Genomic DNA, 20,261 nt, shown 5'->3' on the forward strand with positions numbered 1-20,261 from the left:
AGCAGCAAGCCCGTCAGGCACGGCATGAGCAATGCCGGATGAACATCGAGATTCAGGGAGAGGGTGCGGCGCGGGCTCTCGGGCTCATGCCATGACCTGACATGCAAGCGCGCGGGGGGATCGCTGAGGGATGACAGGCGAACGCGGCACGGCGCGAATCGCATACAGAAAGGGGGTTGGCTGGCTCGTTGACGAGACTGATCGCTCTACCCTTGGAACTGACGTTTGCATACCGCGTGGCCAATTGAAACCTCACCTTCGGTTCGAGGGTCAACGACGGGGAACGGCCTGCGCCGGGGTGTCAGCGCCAGGGTGGACCCGATCGGCTGTGACTGCGGAGTCTGTGGACCCATGACAGTCATTGGCGCCGGGTTTTTGGCCCTGAGCGCCGGGGATAATAACCACGATTTTTGGCGATGAGGCAAACAAAAAGTTACAAACCGCGAAAGTGTCCGTCAAACGGCACGGCCGTCCAGCCGCCGGATCTGTTTCAAATTCCAGTGTCAGGCGACGACTTTTCCAGGCATCCGATGCAATACTCGAAACCTGATTCACATGAGCCCGGCCTCCATGACCCTGAACTACCGGCGACTGACCCCGGCCGATGCGCCTGCCTATCGCGCCTTGATGCTTGAGGCCTATGAACGTCATCCAGACGCCTTTACCTCTGACGTGAAAGAGCGCGAGGTGCTGCCTGCGCAATGGTGGGAGAAAAGGCTCGATGACAGCGCTGGCGCAAGCGAAGTAGTGTTTGCCGCCGTTGAAAACGGTCACCTGCTGGGCGTCGCCGGCCTCTGCGTCGAAACCCGAAAGAAGGCCCGACACAAATCGACCCTGTTCGGCACGTACGTGCCACTGGTACACAGGAACAGGGGCATCGGCGCTCGATTGGTGCGCAGCGTGCTCGACCATGCCGGAACCCGGCCCGAGCTTCTGGTCGTCCAGCTCACTGTCACGCAGGGCAACACCGAAGCAGTCGGACTGTACGAGCGAATGGGCTTCGTGACCTTTGGCCTCGAACCCCTTGCAGTCGCTGTAGGCACCGGGTTCGTCGCCAAAGTGCACATGTGGAAAGACTTGCGCGGGTGAACGGCCCGCCCGGGTAATGGCGCTTCAGCAATCGAGCGCGTCAGCCGCTTCGGTCAGGGAATCGACGATCACGTCCCAGTCCTGTTCGGCGGTCAGATCAGACGTCTGGCCTGGCCCGTGCTCGGCGGGACGTCGGACGAATACGGTCTTGAAGCCATTCGCACGTGCGGCAGTCAGGTCGGCGTTATGCGCAGCCACCATGGCGACGCAATGCGGCGCCAGACCCACTGCTTTTGCAGACTTCAGGTAGGCCTGGGGCATCGGTTTGTAGGTGCCGGCGATCTCCGCGCCGACGATGACGTCCCAGGGCAGTCCGCCGAACTTTGCCAGGTTGAGCATTCCGGCGATGTGTCCGTTCGATAGCGTACCGATCGAGAATCTGCGCTTTAATCGGGTCAGGCCTGCGACCGAGTCGGGCCATGGATCGAGCCTTTCCCAAGCCTTGTTGAGCTCGGCGAGCTCGGCGTCGGAGATGCTGCCGAAATCCACCTCGTGGCGCGCCAGCACGGTTTCGAGACTCTCCCGGTTGAGCACGTCGAGTGTCACGTACGGGCGCTCACCCGCACGCACGCGCTGCATGGAAGGTTGATAAAGACCGCGCCACTGATCGGCAAAATCAAGGGGGTCGACGTTCACGCCATGCTGCAGCAGAAACGGCGCAGCGGCCCGCGCCACGCCGTTTCGCCAGTCGACAACGGTGCCGAATACATCGAAACCGAGAAACCCTATCTGTTCCAGTCTGGCCATATTGCTCTCCCGAATCGTGCACAGTCGCTTATAGTTCTACAGAACTAGAACTATAGAACCAATCGCGCCAAAGCGAGTTGTTCCGGGCAGACATTACCCCAACTGTAAATGTTATGGACGGCACCGACACGGCTCGGCGGCTGATCAATCAACGATAGACGGAGGATTCATGGACTACGTAAAGCTTGGCAACACAGGGCTGGATATTTCCAGACTGTGCCTTGGATGCATGACATTCGGCGAGCCCGATGCCGGAACGCATCCCTGGACACTGGGCGAAGAAGCAAGCAGGCCGATCATCAAACACGCCGTCGAGCAAGGCATTAATTTTTTTGACACGGCCAACAGCTACTCGGCAGGTACTTCGGAAACCATCGTCGGCAAATTGCTCAAAGAGTTCACCCGTCGCGACGAGACCGTCATCGCCACGAAGGTGTTCTTTCCGGCGAACATGTGGGAAGGCTCGACCCGTCCTAACGAAAAGGGGCTCTCGCGCAAGGCCATCATGTCCAGTATTGATGCGAGCCTGACGCGACTCGGCACTGACTACGTCGACCTGTACCAGATCCATCGCTGGGACTATGACACGCCCATCGAAGAAACCATGGAAGCCCTGCACGATGTGGTCAAGGCCGGCAAGGCCAGGTACATCGGCGCGTCCTCCATGTACGCATGGCAGTTCGCCAAGGCCCAGCAGGTCGCGACCGCGCATGGCTGGAGCAGGTTCGTCTCGATGCAGAACTACCTGAACCTGGTGTATCGCGAAGAAGAGCGCGAGATGATCCCGCTGTGTATCGATCAGGGTGTCGGCCTGATGCCGTGGAGCCCGATGGCACGCGGCAGGCTGACCAGGCCCCATGGTCAGCAGACGGAGCGGACCAGAACCGACGTTTCCGGCCAGTCGTTTTACGAGGCGACGGAAAAGGAAGACGGTCGGGTGATCGATACCGTGGAACAGCTGGCCGCAGAGCGCGGGGTGCCGATGGCGCAAATCGCACTGGCTTGGGTATTGGCCAAGCGCGGTGTATCCGCGCCCATCGTCGGCGCTTCCAAGGCCACGCAACTGGACGATGCCATCGCAGCGCTGCAACTGGTGCTCAGTGATGAGGACATCAAACGCCTCGAGGCTCCGTACGTGCCCCATGCAGTGACCGGATTCGTCTGACCGACGCTGTAAAAAATCCCGGAACCGGCGAGCGTCATGAGCCTCGCCGGTTACCCGCGGCAAACAGCGACGACGATCGCCCCTAAAGATCGCACCGCACGCTTTCGTAACTGTCATACAGTTCTGAAATAACACCTGTCTATGTCACCGTGCGCAAATATCTATTGGGCAGCGAGTCGACTGGACGGTATTGTCAGGCCATTCTGAATAAAGGCTCTTTGCCATTATTTAATTCGACTTCTTCTCTTGCCTCGCTCGGGTTCATTTCATGAAAAATCAGGTTTCTCTGGCTACGCGCATCGGCTTGGGATTCGCCGCTGTCGTGTCGCTGCTCATCTTGATCACCGCCGTTGGCATTCAGCGGGTCGGGTTCATCGACAGCACCCTGGAAGACGTAGGCGAAAATGCCGCCAAGGTGCAACGCTATGCGATCAACTTTCGGGGCAGCGTGCATAACCGTGCGATCGCCCTGCGTGACGCCGTGCTGGTCAATAACGACCAGGACCTGGCGCTGCATCTGGCAGAGATGACCCGCCTTGAAAAGGACTATGTCGACTCGGCCGTACCGATGGAGCAGTTGTTCACCAAGCCCAATGTCAGTGCCGAAGAGCGCCAATTGCTGCGCGGCATCAAGGAGATCGAACAGCAAACGCTCAGCTCTACCAAGAGCGTGATTGCCTTGCGCCGTGCTGGAGACATCGCCGGTGCGCAGGCCTTGTTGCTCAGCCAGACGTCCGGTAACTACAGTGAATGGCTGAAGCGTATCAACGCGCTCATCGATAATGAGGAAGCCTCGATCAGGGTTCATCTGGATAACGTGCAGGCAACCGCCAGCCAGTTCCGTGGCCTGATGCTGCTGGCCACAGCGTTCGCCGTGCTGCTGAGCATCGTGCTGTCGGCGTTCATCATCCGCTTCGTGAAAAAGACCCTTGGCGCAGAACCGGTTGAAGTTGCCGAAGCCATTCGCCGACTGGCAGCGGGCGATCTGCAGCAAACCATCACCACGGCGTATCCCGACAGCGTCATGGGCGTACTGAGAACAGCGCTAATCCGTCTTTCGGAAACCATCACCGACGTACGAATGGCCGCTCAAGAGGTCAGCCAGTCCTCTACCGTGCTGTCGGCGGCCTCCTCCGCCAACAATGCGCAGATCATGGTGCAGACCCGTGAAGCCGAACAGGTAGCCACCGCCATCAGCGAGATGGCCGCGACGGTCAGTGAAGTGTCGGGCTATGCAGCACAGGCCGCAGACGCTGCACGTCTGGCTGACAGTGAGGTGGCGAACGGCAACACGCTCGTCGAAGGCACGACCACTGCCATCGAACAACTGGCGGCCACGCTGACTGAAACGACCAGTACCGTGGAGCAGGTCTCACGGCACGGCGAGGAGATCGAAAAGGTGATCGAGGTGATCAACTCGATTGCCTCACAAACCAACCTGCTGGCGCTCAACGCGGCCATTGAAGCCGCCCGCGCGGGCGAGCATGGCCGAGGTTTTGCGGTGGTGGCCGATGAGGTTCGTTCGCTGGCCAATCGCACCCAGCTGTCGACCCAGGAGATTCAGAACATGATCAGCACGCTGCAGGGTGGTACTGAAACTGCGGCACAGAACATGCGCGACAGCTGTGAACTGGTCAATCGTGCCGTGGAACAGACACGCAATGCCCAAAGCGCCTTGTCGAGAATCAATCAGGAAGTGAGCGCGATCAATCACATGAACGCGCAGATCGCCAGCGCGTCGGTTCAACAGAGTGCGGTGGCAGAAGACGTTGCGATAAACATCACCAGCATCCACGACTCGACACTCAAATCTGCCAATGGATCGCAGCAGGTGGCAACCGCCAGTGAGGAGCTCGCACAGCTTGCGGATCGCCTGACCCGCAAGGTCGCGTTTTTCAAGGCAGGCTGAGGGTGTGATGAGTTATCGCGACGATGCATTCAGCGTTGCCGCGGTATCCCATTATCGGCAGATCAGTCTATGCAACTGACCGGCCTTGAGCTGCGCATCGCCAGTATCACGGTGAGCATGGACAGCGCGGCACATACCGCGCCGATCACGATGGCAGCGGTAAAGCCGGCCCGACCGGACACCACACCACCAATGAACGCCCCGCCGCCAATCGACAGATTCACCACACACACCAGCAGCGCCTGAACGCCTTCGACACGGTCATTGGAGGCCTCGAAACACCAGATCTGTGTGGTGATGGGGATCATCCCGAAAGCGAACCCCCAGACCAGAATCACCGGCCAGAGCAGCCACGGGTTACCGACGAACATCAGCAGCGCCGTCAGCGAACCCAGCATCAGCAGGGTCATGATCAGCACCGAGGACGGCGCGCTTCTGTCCGCCAGGGCTCCACCGGCCAGATTGCCTGCAACCGCCGCCAGGCCGAACGCGAAGAGCAATGCCCCCAGCGCCTGACCCTGAATATGCGCGAATTCCTGCACGAAGGGCGCGAGGTACGTGTAAGCCGCGAAGTGCCCGACATAGATCAACAGTGCGGCGGCGAACATGCGACGAATGCGTTGCTCGCCAGCCAGCGACAGCATCTGGCTGATGCCGGCGGAACGTTCGCCCGGCAACGCAGGCAGGAAGGTTGCGATCAACAACCCCACTGCAACCGTGACCACTGCCGCTGTTTCAAAAGCTGCCCGCCAGCCGAAGGCTTCACCGATCAACGTGCCGGCCGGAATCCCGGCGACAGTGCCAATCGAGACGCCCGCCAGCACATAAGCAGTGGCCTTGACGCCCTCCTTGCCGGGCCTCAAGCGCGGCCCGAGTGACCCGGCAATCGTCCAGAATCCCCCCAGCGCGAAGCCGAGCAGGACCCTGCCTGCGAGGGTCAGCCAGAAGTGCGTAGACAACGCGACGATCAGGTTGGATGCCAGCAATATCGACAGCAGCCCGAGCAACAGGCGCTTGCGGTCGACATGACTGAACAGGGCAATACAGGACGGTGCCGAGATGGCCGCGAGGATGCCGGGAACGGCCATCATCAAGCCTGTCTGGCTGATGCTGGTTCCCAGGTCGCGAGCGATATCGGGCAGCAGCCCGACCGGCAGAAATTCAGTGGTGACGGTGGCGAACGACCCAAGCGATACGCTGCCAACGGCCCACCATGAAGCGGGTTTTGTTTTTACGTTTCCAGCGGTTTCAAAGCGACTCACAGCGGTTCCAGAATTCAGGGATGTCAGCGACCAGCCGCTCGGGCCAGCGCGTGGAAGCGGCCAACCCTAACGTGTAAGCCCGTATCGAAGCCACCTTGCGAAAGAATTTTGTGTGGATGACGCAAGGTAAGCCCAGCGAAGGCTGGCCATCCGGCCGATGCTCTGCGTCGAGGTTGCATGGTTGACGCAGAGCTTCACGAACGGCGTTCCCAAGCAGAGCTTGGGAACGATCACTCAACAACGACCCAAGGCCATGTGACCTACTTGTTGCGGGTCACTCTCCAGATGGTGTTTGCCAGGTCGTCAGCGATGATGAGTGCGCCTTTCGGATCAACCGTCACGCCCACTGGCCGGCCGCGAGTCTTACCGTCAGCTCCGCGGAAACCGGTTGCGAAATCCACAGGCTCGCCCGCAGGACGCCCATTGCTGAACGGCACGAAGATCACCTTGTAACCCACCGGGTTATCGCGGTTCCAACTGCCGTGCTCACCGACGAACACGCCGTCGGCAAACTTGTCGCCCATGGCAGGGATCGAGAACGACACGCCCAGTGCGGCGACGTGCGAACCAAGGCTGTAATCAGGCTTGATCGCCGCAGCGACTTTGGCCGGATTCTGCGGCTGGGCGCGCGTGTCGACATTCTGGCCCCAATAGCTGTAAGGCCAGCCGTAGAACGCACCCTCCTTCACCGAGGTCAGGTAGTCCGGAACCAGATCAGGCCCCAGTTCGTCACGCTCGTTGACCACCGTCCACAACTGCCCGGTGCCAGGCTGAATCGCCAGTGCTGTCGGGTTGCGCAGACCGGTCGCATAAGGCTTGTGGGCACCGGTGGCGGCGTCGATCTGCCAGACCATCGCCCGATCGATCTCGACCTCCATACCGCGCTCGGTCACGTTACTGTTCGAGCCGATACCGACATACAGGAAGCGGCCATCGGGGCTTGCCGTGAGCGCCTTGGTCCAGTGGTGGTTAATCGCCGAAGGCAAGTCGGTGACCTTGGTCGGCTCACCGCTGGCCTTGGTCTGACCTTCCTGATAATCGAAGCTGACCAGCGCATCCTGGTTGGCTACGTACAGCTTGCCGTTCGCGAAGGCCAGGCCATAAGGCGCATTGAGGTTCTCGGCGAAGACCGTCTTCAGCTCGTACTTGCCGTCGCCGTCCGCGTCCCGCAACAGTGTCAGACGATTACCGCTTTTGACCTTGGTGTTGCCCTGGGCCTTGATGACGCTGGCAATCACGTCCTTGGGTTTGAGCTTGGCAGCGCTGCCGCCGCGCCCTTCGGCAACAATGATATCGCCGTTGGGCAAGACGATGGACTGGCGCGGAATATTCAGGTCACTGGCAATCGCCGTGATGCTGAAACCCTCAGGCACGGCAGGCTTCTGATCGCCCCATGCGGTCGGTTCGGCAATCTTCATGCTCGGCAACAGGCCGCGTTGCGGGTCCGGCAGTTTCGGATCCGGTCCGCGCGCCTGAGTGCTGTCGGCTTCACCACCGCAGGCGCTCAGCAGCAGCGCCATGCTCAATGCAGTCAATGCGTGGATATTTCTCATTCTGCACCTCCGGAACGCAGGCTGGTGAGCCCGGTCCACGTCGCAACGCAGGCCAGAACAGTGACGATGACCGACAGGATCAAGCCAGACGGCATGACCGCCCAGGCGTCTTTCGCATGCTCGAAGGCATTGACCAGACCCAGCACCCAGGTAACCAGCAACAACAGGAAGTACACCACGGGACGACCGGCCTTGTGATCGGCGCGAACCAGATTGACCAACGCGAACAGCAACGCCAGCCCGCAGAACAACAGGCCTCCGGCAATCAGCCAGGCGGCAAAGTTGCTCCACTGAATCTGAAAGGTCTGGTAGTAGGCAATATCACTCAGCAAGCCGCCAAGAAACAAAGGCACGGTTCCGGCAAGCAAGGTCGCGTGTAGCGGGCCTGGCGTGTAGCGGTAGACGGGATGGGTGGTTACGGTCATGACGGCTCCTTTTCGTTCGGCGACCCTGGATCAAAACTCAGTGCGGATGCACTGGCAGGTCGGGGTCGCGCTGAATGCGCATAAGGAAGGATCATGCTGAGCAAGCGATAGTTCAGCGCTTTTCATTTCGAAATATGTTGAAAACTCTACTGGCGTGCAGTGCGCTTGTTTCGCCGGCAACGCTCAGAGCAATAAAGCACCTCATCCCAGCAGCGCGCCCACTTCTTGCGCCAGGTGAACGGCAGCCCGCAGACCACACAGGTTTTGACCGGCAACTCACTCTTTTTCAAAGCGCTTCTCCGGCATCCAGCCTGGCCAGCAAATGCTCGCCCCGCTCCCACAGCGCCTGTTGCTTGGGCTCAGCCATACGATCAAGGTTCTTATAGATAATCGCCATGCGCTGATTGCGACGTAACAGGTCGCCGTGGCGCATCAGGAAATGCCAGTAGAGCGCATTGAACGGGCAGGCATCCTCAGTGGTGCTTTCAGTGACCTTGTACGCACAGCCGCGGCAATAGTCAGACATGCGCTTGATGTACTGGCCGCTGGCGCAATAGGGCTTGGAGCCCAGATAGCCGCCATCGGCATGCATGACCATGCCCAGCGTATTGGGCAGCTCGACCCAGTCGAAGGCGTCCATGTAGATCGCCAGATACCACTCGCAGATCTGCTCCGGCACGATGCCGGCAAGCAGGGCAAAGTTGCCGGTCACCATCAGGCGCTGAATGTGGTGGGCGTAGGCGCGCTTCAGGCTCTGGCCAATCGCCTGACTCATGCAGTTCATCTTGGTTTCGCCGGTCCAGTAAAACTCGGGCAGCGGCCGGCTGTTACCGAACAGATTGCCGCTCGCGTAATCGGGCATTTTCAGCCAATAGACGCCACGCACATATTCCCGCCAGCCGATCAGTTGGCGAATGAAACCTTCGGCGGCATTCAGCCCCACCCTGCCCGACCAGTATGCGGATTCAACGTCACTGCACACCTGGCGTAAATCCAGCAGCCCGATGTTCAGCGCAGCGCTGATGCGCGCATGAAACAAAAACGGCTCATCAGTGGCCATAGCGTCCTGATAATCACCGAAACCGGCCAGGCCATAGTCCAGAAAGTATTCCCACAGCGCCTGAGCGTCGGCGTGCGTAACCGGATAGTCGAAATTATCCAGCGAGCCGTAATGACTGGCAAAGCGCTCGCCCACCAGCGTCAGCACCTGACGAGTGATGGTGTCGGCGGAAAAGCGCAGCGGATAAGGCGCGGCCATGCCCTTGGGCAGCGCCTTGCGGTTCTCGGCATCAAAGTTCCAGGCACCACCGACCGGCGTACCGTCGCCGTTCAACAGCAGCCTGCTTTTGCGGCGCATCTCCCGGTAAAAGAACTCCATGCGCAACTGCTTCTTGCCTTGCGCCCACGACGAGAACTCGTCACGGGAACAGAGAAAGCGCGTATCCGCGTGCCACTGGATGGGCAACCCGCAGTCCTTGATCGACTGCTCCAGACGCCAGTCACCACACTCGGTAACGTGCAGCTCTTCTGCTCGCAACAGGGCCTGCCAACGCTGCAACTCACCCGGCACCGACCCTGTGTTCTGCGGATCATCGAGCATGACGTACTGCACCCGAACACCACGCTCACGCAGCGCCTCGGCAAAATGCCGCATGGCGCTGAAGATCAGCACGATCTTCTGCGGGTGATGCGGCACATGACTCGCCTCTTCCATGACCTCGACCATCAGGACCGTATCGCACTCTGGACACAAGTCCTTCAGGGACGCGAGATCGAAGGAAAGCTGATCGCCAAGGATCAGGTGGAGACGAGGGGCTTGGGTCAATGGAAGAGGCTCCGCAGCCATAAAACTTGTACCAATGTAATTTCATGTACAAGATTTTCATAGCGCTTTTCGATGGAATACCCATCAGATCCTTAAGACGACACACGCGCGACCTCAACGTGGAATGTGAAAATTTTGTTAACTATTTGTTCGCAGTGTCTTTTTCTGTACGAAACAACCTGTCACACTAATGAGAACCATTATCAACATTATTATCATCCTGCCATGGAGGGCGTCGAGGGAGTGTCGGGTTCATGTCGGGGCAACAATCGCAAAGCCGTAATCGCTTCACACCGGGTCTGCTGGCCATGGGCATCTGGGCTGCCACCACACAGGCAGCCTTTGCCGCTGGAGAACAGGTTGGCGAAGCACAGCCCGCCACGACCATGGAACTGGGCGCCACGCAGATCAGCAGCGATCAACTTGGCTCCACAACCGAGGGCAGTCAGTCCTACACCACCGGCCCGATGCAGACCGCGACCAAGTTGCCGCTGACCATTCGTGAAACGCCGCAGGCTGTAACGGTCGTCACCCGCCAACGCATGGACGATCAGGCCATGACTAGCATCAATGACGTGGTCAGGTATACGCCGGGACTGTTTTTGGACCAGTCCAGCGGACCGGGTCGGCAAACCTACACGTCCCGCGGTTTCGACATCGACAACATCATGTACGACGGCCTGCCCGCCTCGTACTCGGGCTACACGGCAGGCGTTCAACCCAATCTGGCCATGTTCGATCATGTCGAGGTGATCAGGGGCGCGACTGGCCTGGCGACAGGGTCTGGCAATCCTTCGGCAGCGATCAATATGGTGCGCAAACGCCCTACCGCCGTGCCACAGGTCACCCTCACCGGCACGGTCGGGAGCTGGGACGATTACCGTGGCGTATTCGATGCGTCCGGCCCACTGAACGACAGCCGCACGGTTCGCGGCCGCATAGTCGGCTCCTACCAGGATGCCAACAGTTTCCGCGACAAGGAAAAGAGCGATCACGGCGTGTTCTACGGGGTGGTCGAAGCCGATCTGAGTGACGCGACGACCGCCACCCTGGGCCTGTCTCGTCAGGAAGATCAGACCAACTACTTCTGGGGCGGCCTGCCCCTGGGCGTCGATGGTCACCACCTGAACCTGCCGCGCTCCACCTATTCCGGCTCGGATTGGGAAAACAAGAAAATCCAGATAGACACCGTGTTCGGTGAGCTGGAGCACCGTTTCGACAACGACTGGAAGCTGCGCGTAGCAGGCTCGAGCTCGTCGCTGGACGGCCTGTTTTCGGGGACTTATCTGTCTCGCTACAACGGCCCGCTGGAAACCACGGCCTACCAGTCGAAGCCGGAAGAGCAGCAGACCGCCTTCGATGCCTACGCCAGTGGGCCGGTCGAGGCCTTCGGCCGCACTCATGAAGTGGTGGTCGGCACCAGCCGGCGCGTGTACGACCAGACCAGCAACGAGTACAGCCCCTACGACACCGGCCTGCCCATCGGCGCGCCAAAGCCGGACTTCGTTCGCAATGGCAAGACGCATAGCATCGCTACCCAGGATGCGGTCTATCTCACCACACGCCTGAGCCTGGCCGATCCGTTGACCCTGATCCTCGGCGGCCGTCTGGACTGGTACGACTACGATGACCGCGTCGGCGATGAAGACTACAAAGTCACCCGTAACCTGACGCGCTACGCAGGGCTGATCTATAAGCTGGATGAACACCACTCGCTTTACACCAGTTACACCGACGTCTTTCAGCCGCAGAGCGCACAGGACCTGTCCGGCAAGGTGCTCAAGCCGGTGGTGGGCGAAAACTATGAAGTCGGTATCAAGGGTGAATACTTCAACGGCGCGCTCAACACCTCCCTGGCGGTGTTCCAGATCGACCAGAAAAACCTCAAGACCCAGTCGCCGACCCAAGCGGGCTGCGCGGTTCTGACCTGTTACGACGCTGCCGGTCTGGTACGCAGCCAAGGCATCGAGATGGAACTGCAAGGCGCGCTGACCGAGAACTGGCAAGTCGGCGCAGGCTACACCTACGCCCGCACCCACTACCTCAAGGACGCCGATCCGGCGAACAAGAACCAGCAATTCAACACCGACACACCCGAGCATCTGTTCAAGGTGTCGACGGTCTATCGTCTGCAGGGTGCACTGGAGAAAATGCGCGTCGGTGGTAACGTTTACTGGCAGAGCCGCATGTACAACGACATCGCGCTTACCGATGGCAGCTATCGCCTGGAACAGGGTAGCTACGCCGTCGCCGACCTGATGGCAGGGTATCAGGTGAGCAAGAACCTCGACCTGCAACTGAACGCCAACAACATCTTCGACCGCACCTACTACACGGCAATTGGCGCAAGTTCGGTATGGGGCTCCACCGACGTGTACGGCAACCCGCGCAGCTATGCGTTGACGGCGAAATACAGCTTCTGAACCTGATCCCCGTTGCTACCGGGCATGCCCGATAGCAGCGTGGTTATCTGAGCGGTAACACACCGCCTTCCAGATCAAACGCCTTCGCCATCCCGCCTGCCCCTTTGGGCATCAGCTGCAGTGCTCTGGAATCCAGATGGCGGCTTACCCAGCCGCGCTTGAGCATCAGCTCCAGCAGCGCCGCCGATGTGAGGAGAGGCTCACTCCAGTCCAGACAGGCGTAGGCATTCTTTGGTGGCGTCCGGGCTTTATTCGACGGGCCTGACAGCGACGTGATGATGCTGACACTCACTGCCAGTATTCAGGCGTCAGCAATACTTTCACTTATCAGCACGCGACCCCATGGAAAACCATCTAAAAACCAAAAAACAGAGTGATCACTCTGTTTTTTAAAAAGAAGATTAATGCCTGTAAAAACACAAAAAACCAGAAAAATATTGCCTATTAAATATATATTTTGAAATTAAAACAAAACCAAAACCAAATAGCTGCCATTGAATTTTACCCAATCTCAAATATATAAAATTACATTCGTGTATTTTACCTTTCAGCAATTTTCTGTTTGTCACGCACGACTTGAATGAACTGTCAGCGGCCCTGAGCTGCTGACTTGCCTGTCTGCCTGTTTCATATTTCTGTTTGGAGATTCTCCCGATGGCCAGCCCCCTGCTGCCTGTTGTTGCCACTTTACTGATGTCCCTTGCCGCCCTCCCGGTGTCTGCCGCTGACAGGCAGAACCCGCTGCCATCCACGTCGAGCGAGCGCCGCGCAGAAGTCGACGCCCAGCGTGAGCAGATCACCGGTGCCGACGCTGCCGTACAGAAAACGCCCAATGGCGCGCAAACGGTGGTGGATGCACCGATCGACACTGCTGACGCGCCTGCCGGCAATGAAGACCGCTGAGTGACCCACTGACTGCAACCGATCAACCTATGAATGACGTAAGGAATAACTCCGTGTCCATGATCAAACAAGGCCTGGGCCTGAGCCTGTTGGCGCTCGGTATCGCCCAGGCAGGCAGCGTATTCGCTGTCACGCCGATGACCGGCAATGAAGTGGAAGCGCGCGTAGGCGCGATGCTGGACAACATGACGCAATCGGAAAAAATCAATTTTTCGCGCGTTGACGACGGCCGCATGATTCCCAAGCTGGACAAGTTCAACCTCCAAGGCACGGTCGCCTATGACTCGGCCATGGGCGTACTGGTCGGCGGCAAGACGTTCGGCGCGCAGTACCCCTCGCCATCCGCCCTTGCCGCAACCTGGAGCATTAACCGGGCCAAGGAATTCGGTCTGGCCATCGGCTACGAAACCCGCATCGCAGGCGGTCAGCAGATGCTGTCGCCGGCCATCAACCTGTACCGCACGCCGTTCAACGGCCGGGCAGCTGAGTACATGAGCGGCGAAGATCCGTTTCTCGGCGCAGTACTGGCACCTGCCGTCACCAACGGTATCCAGGTTCAAGGCATCCAGGCGGCCGCCAAGCATTACCTTATGAACGAGCAGGAAGCGAACCGTCATTATCTGGATGTGAAGATCGACGAACGAGCGATGCAGGAGCTGTACCTGCCGGGCTTCGAATCGCTGGTCAAGAACTCGAATATCGCCTCGATCATGTGCGGCTACAACAAGATCAACGGCGAATACGCGTGTGAAAACCACCACCTCATCACCGATATCCTCAAAGGCCAGTGGGGCTTTCAGGGTAACGTCATGAGCGATTTCAACTCGGTTCAGGACGCCTTCAAGGGTGCCTGGGCGGGCACCGATATCGACATGCCCAGCGGCCTTCAGTTTACCGAAGCCAAACTGCTGCCTTACGTCTGGAATGGTCAACTGCACCAGAACGTGATCGACGACAAGGTGCGCAGGAACCTGAGAGCGCTGGTCAGCTACGGCTTTGACAAAGGGATCAACAAGGCGCAGCCACTGGAGCATCGTGAATACGGTCAGCTGGCGGCCTTGAACGTCGCCAGAGAATCGATCGTCCTGCTGCGCAACGAGCCAGTAGACGGGCAGAAACCTCTGCTGCCGTTGTCCAGAAACGCAAAGATCGCCGTGATTGGCGATATGGCCATGCAGCCGCCGACCGCGCCGTTCGGCACCGCTTATTCGGCGCCGGCCAGCTATGTCACCGAAGTGAGCGGACTCAAGCAACTGGCGTCTAGCCCGTCGAATGTGGACTACCTGCCACAGATGAGCCTGAACCCTAAATCATCGGTCTGGTATCAGCCAGGCAGTGACCAGCAGGCGATCAGCAACACCGGCGTAAAAGCCGAGTACTACGCCAACACCTCGCTGTCCGGCGACCCGGTGGCAACCCGCATCGAGCCGGGCGTCAACCTGGACTGGATTACCAGTACCAACGTGACCGATAACGGTGCCAGCACAGTCAACGGTTATACCCCTGCGCCAGGCGCGTTCTCTGCCCGTTTCACCGGCAAGATCAAACCGACGATCACCGGGCCCCAGGTGTTCAAGGTGCGTGCCGACGGCCCTTACAAACTCTGGATCAACGATGAGCTGGTGCTTGAAGATGAAGGCGCGCAAGTCTCGTTCGACCTGATTCCAGTCGTGCCGCGCACCGTCAAGACACCGAATCTCAAGGCCGGCAGCGAATACAACGTGCGCCTCGAATACCGCCGGCTCAAGGGCAACTTCACCCCGGTACTGGGCGGCATGAACGGCGTGCAGATGAGCTGGGCATCGTTGCGTCCACCGAAGAACCTGGGGGATTACGACGCTGTCGTGGTAGCCGCCGGCAATAACTTTGAATACGAGGGTGAGTCGCTCGATCGTCCGTTCGAACTGCCGCAATTCCAGTCCGAGCTGATCGGTTTCATTCAGAAAGCCAACCCGAAAACCATCGTGGTACTGCACGGTGGCGGTGGCATGGACATGCAGCCGTGGGCTGACAAGGTAGGTGCGTCTCTGCACGCTTGGTATCCAGGGCAACAGGGCGGCCAGGCACTGGCTGAAATCCTCTTCGGCAAGGTCAATCCGTCGGGCAAGCTGCCGATCACGCTGGACAAGAAGGCGCAGGACAATCCGAGCTATGCATCGTACTCGAACCCGGTGCCTTACTATTTCAGCAGCCCTAACCCGCCTGTCGAGATGAGCTACAGCGAAGGCCTGTACCTGGGCTATCGCGGTTACGACAAGAAGCACACCAAACCGCTGTACCCATTCGGTTTCGGGCTTTCGTATACCACCTACGCGTACAGCGACCTGAAGCTGTCGAGCAATGTGCTGGCACCGGGCGCGACCATTCAAGCGTCGTTCACGGTTACCAACACGGGTGACAAGGCCGGTTTCGAAGTGGCTCAGTTGTACGTGCAGCCTTCTAAGCCGCTGGTTGATCGTCCAGAGAAAGAGCTGAAGGGCTTTTCCAAGGTTTACCTGAAGCCTGGCGAAAGCAAGACCGTGACCATTGCGCTGGACTCGCGCTCGTTCGCGTACTACTCAGCCAACTCGGTGAGCTGGAACGTTGACCCTGGCAAGTTCAAGGTGCTGGTAGGCAAGGACTCGGAAAACCTGACGCTCGACCGCACGGTTGTAGCGTTGTACCCGGAGAAATTGACCACTCGCGACTCCAACCCGCTGCCGATTCCCCTGCGCAAGGCCGTACAGGTCAAGGCAGAACAGGCTTACTAAGCGACATTCATCCCAAGCAACATTCATCACACGCCAAAGGCATCGGTGGTCGACAGGACCACCGATGCCTGCCTGGCAAATGCTCGCAGCTCAGCATGCAGCCAGATCCCGCGCCAGTCGTTCGAGAAACCTGGCAAACCCCTCCTCTATCTGCACATCCCCTGGCGATCGAAGCCATTGAATCTGCATGCCATCCATCATGGCGGCTATCTCCAGGCTGATCTGCCTTGCGTCAATATCCGCTCGAACTTCGCCTTCCTCGACCAGCAACTTCAGATGCGCCTGAAGATGACCGTGCACAATTGCAAAACGCTCGCTGAACCAGCGGTGTGCAGGATGCGTGACCGACAGGCTTTCAGTGTTGATGATCATCAGCGCCTGGCTGACCGCGGCGTCTTCGATACTGAAACTCATGACCTGCTTCAGAAACGACAGGAACCCCTGCAGAGAAGCGACCTGATCGGCATCCTGCAGCCGGCCGGCAATGTACTGGTCGCGATGTTCGAGAACAGCTTGCAGCAGCACCAGTTTGGTCGGGAAGTGGTGCAGCAGGCCGACCTGAGAGAGACCTGCCACCTTGGCAATGTTGGTCAGCGAGGCGCCGGCATACCCATCCCGAGCGAAGAGGGTCATGGCCGCCTTGATGATTTCGGCCTTGCGCACCTCGCCCTTGGGCAGGCGACGTTTGGCTGCAGGCTGCTTGGCTGCGCTGGGTGTACCGGAGCTGTTTGCATCGATGGACATACGAAGGGCACGTTTCGCATAACGAAAGGGTAAATCCTAGCATGCGCTCCGCAGAACCCCTGAAAAAAGGCTGCTCCGCAAGCACAATTCGCATCAGGTCATGAGCGATGTGCGCAGCCTGCGAACAAAGTTGTTCCCCTGGCTTGACGCCCTCTAAAGAAAGCCGCCCAAAGGCCGATGAATACCCGGGCAATTCGCCGCGCCTTGAACATGTGCCCTGAACCAGCCGAAGACGCGATGGCTGCTTTAAATGCCTGATCCGTCGAAAACCGATTCGTCGGCAGGTGTCCACTGACACAGCCACTGCGGTGCAGTCAGGAAGGGAAGTGAGTTCAAGCGCGGCAATGACTGTATGGTGATCGACATAGCACGACGCACATCAGGTGCAGCCTGCCGAGGGCGAACGGGCAAATGCAGAGCTTACTAACGAGCGGATTTCAACGTGCAAAGCAGGCCACCAGCAAGTGCCCGCCCATGCCAAACATAACGTGTGAGCGGGAGGCGCTCTGAAAGACCTGACAAGAGAAGAGCTTGAAACGCAGATCGTGGACCTGCGCAGCATGCTTGAAGAAGCCGGCATCGACGCCGCAACGAATACCTGTCGACCCGCAGCCATCGGCCGCGAGGCACGCCAGCGTGCAGTCTTTGACAGTGCGATGGATTTCGCCATGATCCTGACCGATCTCGACGGCATCATTACCGACTGGAACCCGGGCGCAGAGCAGGTTCTGGGCTGGACTCAGGATGAGATGGTTGGCCAGAGCGCCGAACGTTTCTTTACGCCCGAGGACGTGGCCAACGATCGTATCGAGCATGAAATGCAGCTTGCGCTGAGTGTAGGCCGGGCGTCGGACGAGCGCTGGCACCTGCGCAAGGACGGCCAGCTGTTCTGGGCATCAGGCGAGATGATGCCGCTTTACGATAAAAAGCATACGCACCTCGGCTTCGTGAAGATCCTGCGCGACCGCACCCCCGAGCATCTGGCGGGCCGCGCGACCGAAGAAGCCCAGGAACGACACCGGCTCGCCGCCAAGGCGACCAATGACGCGATCTGGGATTGGGACTTTGCAGCCAACCTGGTGCTCTGGAACGACGCGCTGGAAGAGGCCTACGGCTACCCGCTGGCAACCCTGGACAACTCCGGTGACTGGTGGATGGGCCAGATCCATCCCGACGACCGTACCCGCGTGTACAACTCCATTCATGCCGTGATCGACGGCAATGGCACTGCCTGGACGGACGAATACCGCTTTCGTCGTCTGGACGGGGCCTATGCCGACGTGCTGGACCGCGGCCATGTGATACGCGATATCGACGGCCAGGCGGTGCGCATGATCGGCGCAATGCTCGATATGTCGCAGATGCGCAAGGCCGAGACCGCGCTGCGCCAGAGCGAAGAGCGCTCAAGGGCTATGCTGGAGACCATCGAAGCCGCATTCGCCATCATTCAGGTCAAGTTCGATGCCGATGACAGCCCGGTGGACTACCGCTTCATCGAGGCCAACCCCGCCTTTGAACGTCAGGCCGGCGTCGATCTGCGCGGCAAGTGGGTGACCGAGTTCGCGCCAGACCTGGAGCGGTTCTGGTTCGAAGCCTATGGCAACGTCGCCAAAACCGGTGAGCCAGCCAACTTTGAAAACTATGCCAAAGCTTTCGAACGCTGGTTCGAAGTCAAGGCGGTGCGTGTCGGTGAACCGGCTGATCGGCAGATTGCGGTGATCTTCAGCGATGTGACCGCGCGACGCGACGCCGAGGAGCGCTTGCGCACCAGCGAGGCCGTCGCACGTGAAAACATCGACCGCGTTCAGCTCGCCCTGGCCGCAGGTGCAATCATCGGCACCTGGCACTGGGACTTGCCGACCGATCGCTTTACCGTCGATGAAGCCTTCGCCAAGGCATTCGGCCTGGATGCCGCGCTGGGCCGTGAAGGCCTGAGCCTGGAGCAAGTCATTGCCACTGTTCACCCGGAAGACAAGCAAGGCCTGATCCATGCGATCAATGCGGTCATCACCAGCGGGCGTGTTTACGCCCACCAATACCGTGTTCGTCGTAATGATGGCATTTACTACTGGATCGAAGCCAACGGCCGGGTCGACCGAGCCGAGGATGGCACGCCACTGAGCTTCCCCGGCGTGCTCATCAACGTCGACGAACGACGCGCCGTAGCAGCCGAACGCGACCGTGCCACCGCAGCGCTGCGTGCCCTCAACGACACGCTTGAGCAACGCGTTGCAGCCCGTACCACCGAGCTCATGCAGGCCGAAGAGAAGCTGCGCCAGTCGCAGAAAATGGAAGCGGTCGGGCAACTGACCGGTGGCCTGGCCCACGACTTCAACAACCTGCTGGCAGGTATTTCCGGCGCGCTGGAATTGATGGGTACCCGGATCGAGCAAGGCCGCTGGGGCGAGGTCGACAAGTACATCGTGACCGCCCAAGGCGCGGCCAAACGTGCAGCAGCCCTTACGCATCGGCTGCTGGCCTTCTCTCGCCGCCAGACTCTGGACCCGCAGCCGACCGACGTGAACAGGCTGATGAAAGGCATGACCGACCTGATCCAGCGCACGGTCGGCCCCAGCATCGTGGTCGAGACCATCGGCGCCACGGGGCTGTGGCCAACCCTGGTCGATGCCAGCCAGTTGGAAAACGCGCTGCTGAACCTGTGCATCAACGCCCGCGATGCCATGCCGGACGGCGGACGCATCACCATCGAGGCGAGCAACCGCTGGATCGACGGCGATGTGGCACGCGCACACGATATGCCTGAGGGCCACTATCTGTCGCTGTGCGTGACCGATACCGGCACCGGCATGACACCTGATGTCATCGCCAAGGCATTCGACCCCTTCTTCACCACCAAGCCCATTGGCCAGGGCACCGGGCTGGGTCTGTCGATGATCTACGGGTTTGCCAATCAGTCTGGCGGAAGGGTGCTCATTCAGTCGGAGGTCGGCAAGGGCACTGCGATATCACTGTACCTGCCCCGCTACGAAGGTACTGCGGCCAGGGACGAAGGCGATGTGCACAAGGCACCGTTCGAGTTCACCCAGTCCGGGGAAACCATCCTGATCGTGGACGACGAACCCACGGTGCGCATGCTGCTCACCGATGCCCTCGGTGACCTGGGCTATACGCTGATCGAAGCCGCCGACAGCCTGGCCGGCCTCAAGCTGCTGCGTTCGGATGTGCATATCGATCTGCTCATCACTGACGTGGGTTTGCCGGGCGGCATGAACGGACGACAAATGGCCGATGCCGGACGCGAGGTCCGCCCGCATCTGAAAACCCTGTTCATCACCGGCTACGCGGAAAACGCCGCCATCGGTGACGAACAGCTCGGGCCAGGAATGCGCGTGCTGACCAAGCCGTTTGCAATCGATGCCCTGGCCGCCAGAGTCCAGGAACTGATGAGCGTTTGAGTAAACGGCCCGCTGCAACCCTGCGCCGGGCCGTCAACATTGAGCGCTGC

At 59.5% G+C, this 20,261-nt stretch carries 14 protein-coding genes and 2 pseudogenes; 8 read left to right on the forward strand and 8 right to left on the reverse strand.

What is annotated here, in order from left to right; translation table 11 throughout:
• Positions 1-570: 570 nt before the first annotated feature.
• Positions 571-1,089, forward strand: a complete 519-nt coding sequence (locus JOE34_RS22715) for a GNAT family N-acetyltransferase (RefSeq protein WP_032660379.1) — start codon at positions 571-573, stop codon at positions 1,087-1,089.
• 24 nt (positions 1,090-1,113) lie between these two features.
• Here JOE34_RS22715 and JOE34_RS22720 read toward each other — a convergent pair whose 3' ends face one another.
• Positions 1,114-1,836, reverse strand: coding sequence for a haloacid dehalogenase type II (locus JOE34_RS22720; protein ID WP_024693594.1), 723 nt, complete (start codon positions 1,834-1,836; stop codon positions 1,114-1,116).
• 169 nt (positions 1,837-2,005) lie between these two features.
• Between JOE34_RS22720 and JOE34_RS22725 the strand changes: the two genes are divergently transcribed.
• Complete coding sequence (locus JOE34_RS22725; RefSeq protein ID WP_003315226.1) at positions 2,006-3,001, forward strand: aldo/keto reductase; 996 nt, start codon at positions 2,006-2,008, stop codon at positions 2,999-3,001.
• Between the two features lie 268 nt (positions 3,002-3,269).
• The gene (locus JOE34_RS22730; RefSeq protein ID WP_032660376.1) at positions 3,270-4,910 is read left to right on the forward strand and encodes a methyl-accepting chemotaxis protein; all 1,641 of its coding nucleotides are present in this window, start codon (positions 3,270-3,272) and stop codon (positions 4,908-4,910) included.
• Between the two features lie 62 nt (positions 4,911-4,972).
• On the opposite strand, the gene JOE34_RS22735 is transcribed toward JOE34_RS22730, so the two are convergent.
• The 5 genes from JOE34_RS22735 to JOE34_RS22755 form a co-directional block, all read right to left on the reverse strand.
• Positions 4,973-6,172 (reverse strand): MFS transporter, encoded by a 1,200-nt coding sequence (locus JOE34_RS22735; RefSeq protein WP_032660372.1) that lies wholly within the window; start codon positions 6,170-6,172, stop codon positions 4,973-4,975.
• Positions 6,173-6,432: 260 nt separating this feature from the next.
• On the reverse strand, positions 6,433-7,725 hold the full coding sequence (locus JOE34_RS22740) for a sorbosone dehydrogenase family protein (RefSeq protein ID WP_003423316.1): 1,293 nt from the start codon (positions 7,723-7,725) through the stop codon (positions 6,433-6,435).
• The gene (locus JOE34_RS22745; RefSeq protein ID WP_003342934.1) at positions 7,722-8,150 is read right to left on the reverse strand and encodes a DUF2231 domain-containing protein; all 429 of its coding nucleotides are present in this window, start codon (positions 8,148-8,150) and stop codon (positions 7,722-7,724) included. The genes JOE34_RS22740 and JOE34_RS22745 overlap by 4 nt, the downstream gene beginning before the upstream one ends.
• A gap of 146 nt (positions 8,151-8,296) precedes the next feature.
• Positions 8,297-8,440, reverse strand: coding sequence for a DUF2256 domain-containing protein (locus JOE34_RS22750; RefSeq protein ID WP_003383779.1), 144 nt, complete (start codon positions 8,438-8,440; stop codon positions 8,297-8,299).
• Entirely contained in the window at positions 8,437-9,996 is a 1,560-nt protein-coding gene (locus JOE34_RS22755) for a cryptochrome/photolyase family protein (protein ID WP_074908252.1), read from the reverse strand. Before JOE34_RS22755 ends, JOE34_RS22750 begins: the two co-directional genes overlap by 4 nt.
• 233 nt (positions 9,997-10,229) lie before the next feature.
• Between JOE34_RS22755 and JOE34_RS22760 the strand changes: the two genes are divergently transcribed.
• Positions 10,230-12,398, forward strand: a complete 2,169-nt coding sequence (locus tag JOE34_RS22760) for a TonB-dependent siderophore receptor (protein WP_029572959.1) — start codon at positions 10,230-10,232, stop codon at positions 12,396-12,398.
• A 43-nt stretch (positions 12,399-12,441) separates the two neighbouring features.
• Here JOE34_RS22760 and JOE34_RS26005 read toward each other — a convergent pair.
• Positions 12,442-12,582, reverse strand: a pseudogene (locus JOE34_RS26005) (ArsR family transcriptional regulator); the annotation flags it as partial.
• Between the two features lie 34 nt (positions 12,583-12,616).
• Between JOE34_RS26005 and JOE34_RS26155 the strand changes: the two are divergent.
• From JOE34_RS26155 to JOE34_RS22775, 3 genes and pseudogenes are all read left to right on the forward strand, one after another.
• Positions 12,617-12,775: pseudogene (locus JOE34_RS26155) on the forward strand (MFS transporter); the annotation flags it as partial.
• Positions 12,776-13,052: 277 nt separating this feature from the next.
• Positions 13,053-13,301 carry a hypothetical protein gene (locus JOE34_RS22770; RefSeq protein WP_024662572.1) on the forward strand — a complete coding sequence of 83 codons (249 nt, stop codon included), beginning with the start codon at positions 13,053-13,055 and terminating at the stop codon, positions 13,299-13,301.
• 59 nt (positions 13,302-13,360) lie between these two features.
• Entirely contained in the window at positions 13,361-16,051 is a 2,691-nt protein-coding gene (locus tag JOE34_RS22775) for a glycoside hydrolase family 3 C-terminal domain-containing protein (protein ID WP_057407151.1), read from the forward strand.
• Between the two features lie 90 nt (positions 16,052-16,141).
• Here the strand turns inward: JOE34_RS22775 and JOE34_RS22780 are convergent, their stop codons facing one another.
• Positions 16,142-16,795, reverse strand: coding sequence for a TetR/AcrR family transcriptional regulator (locus JOE34_RS22780; protein ID WP_074908256.1), 654 nt, complete (start codon positions 16,793-16,795; stop codon positions 16,142-16,144).
• A 560-nt stretch (positions 16,796-17,355) separates the two neighbouring features.
• Between JOE34_RS22780 and JOE34_RS22785 the strand changes: the two genes are divergently transcribed.
• Positions 17,356-20,211 (forward strand): PAS domain-containing protein, encoded by a 2,856-nt coding sequence (locus tag JOE34_RS22785; protein ID WP_244526618.1) that lies wholly within the window; start codon positions 17,356-17,358, stop codon positions 20,209-20,211.
• The last annotated feature ends 50 nt before the right edge of the window (positions 20,212-20,261 follow it).

This window comes from Pseudomonas sp. PvP028 (assembly GCF_017832255.1).
Taxonomy (GTDB): Bacteria; Pseudomonadota; Gammaproteobacteria; order Pseudomonadales; family Pseudomonadaceae; genus Aquipseudomonas; species Aquipseudomonas syringae.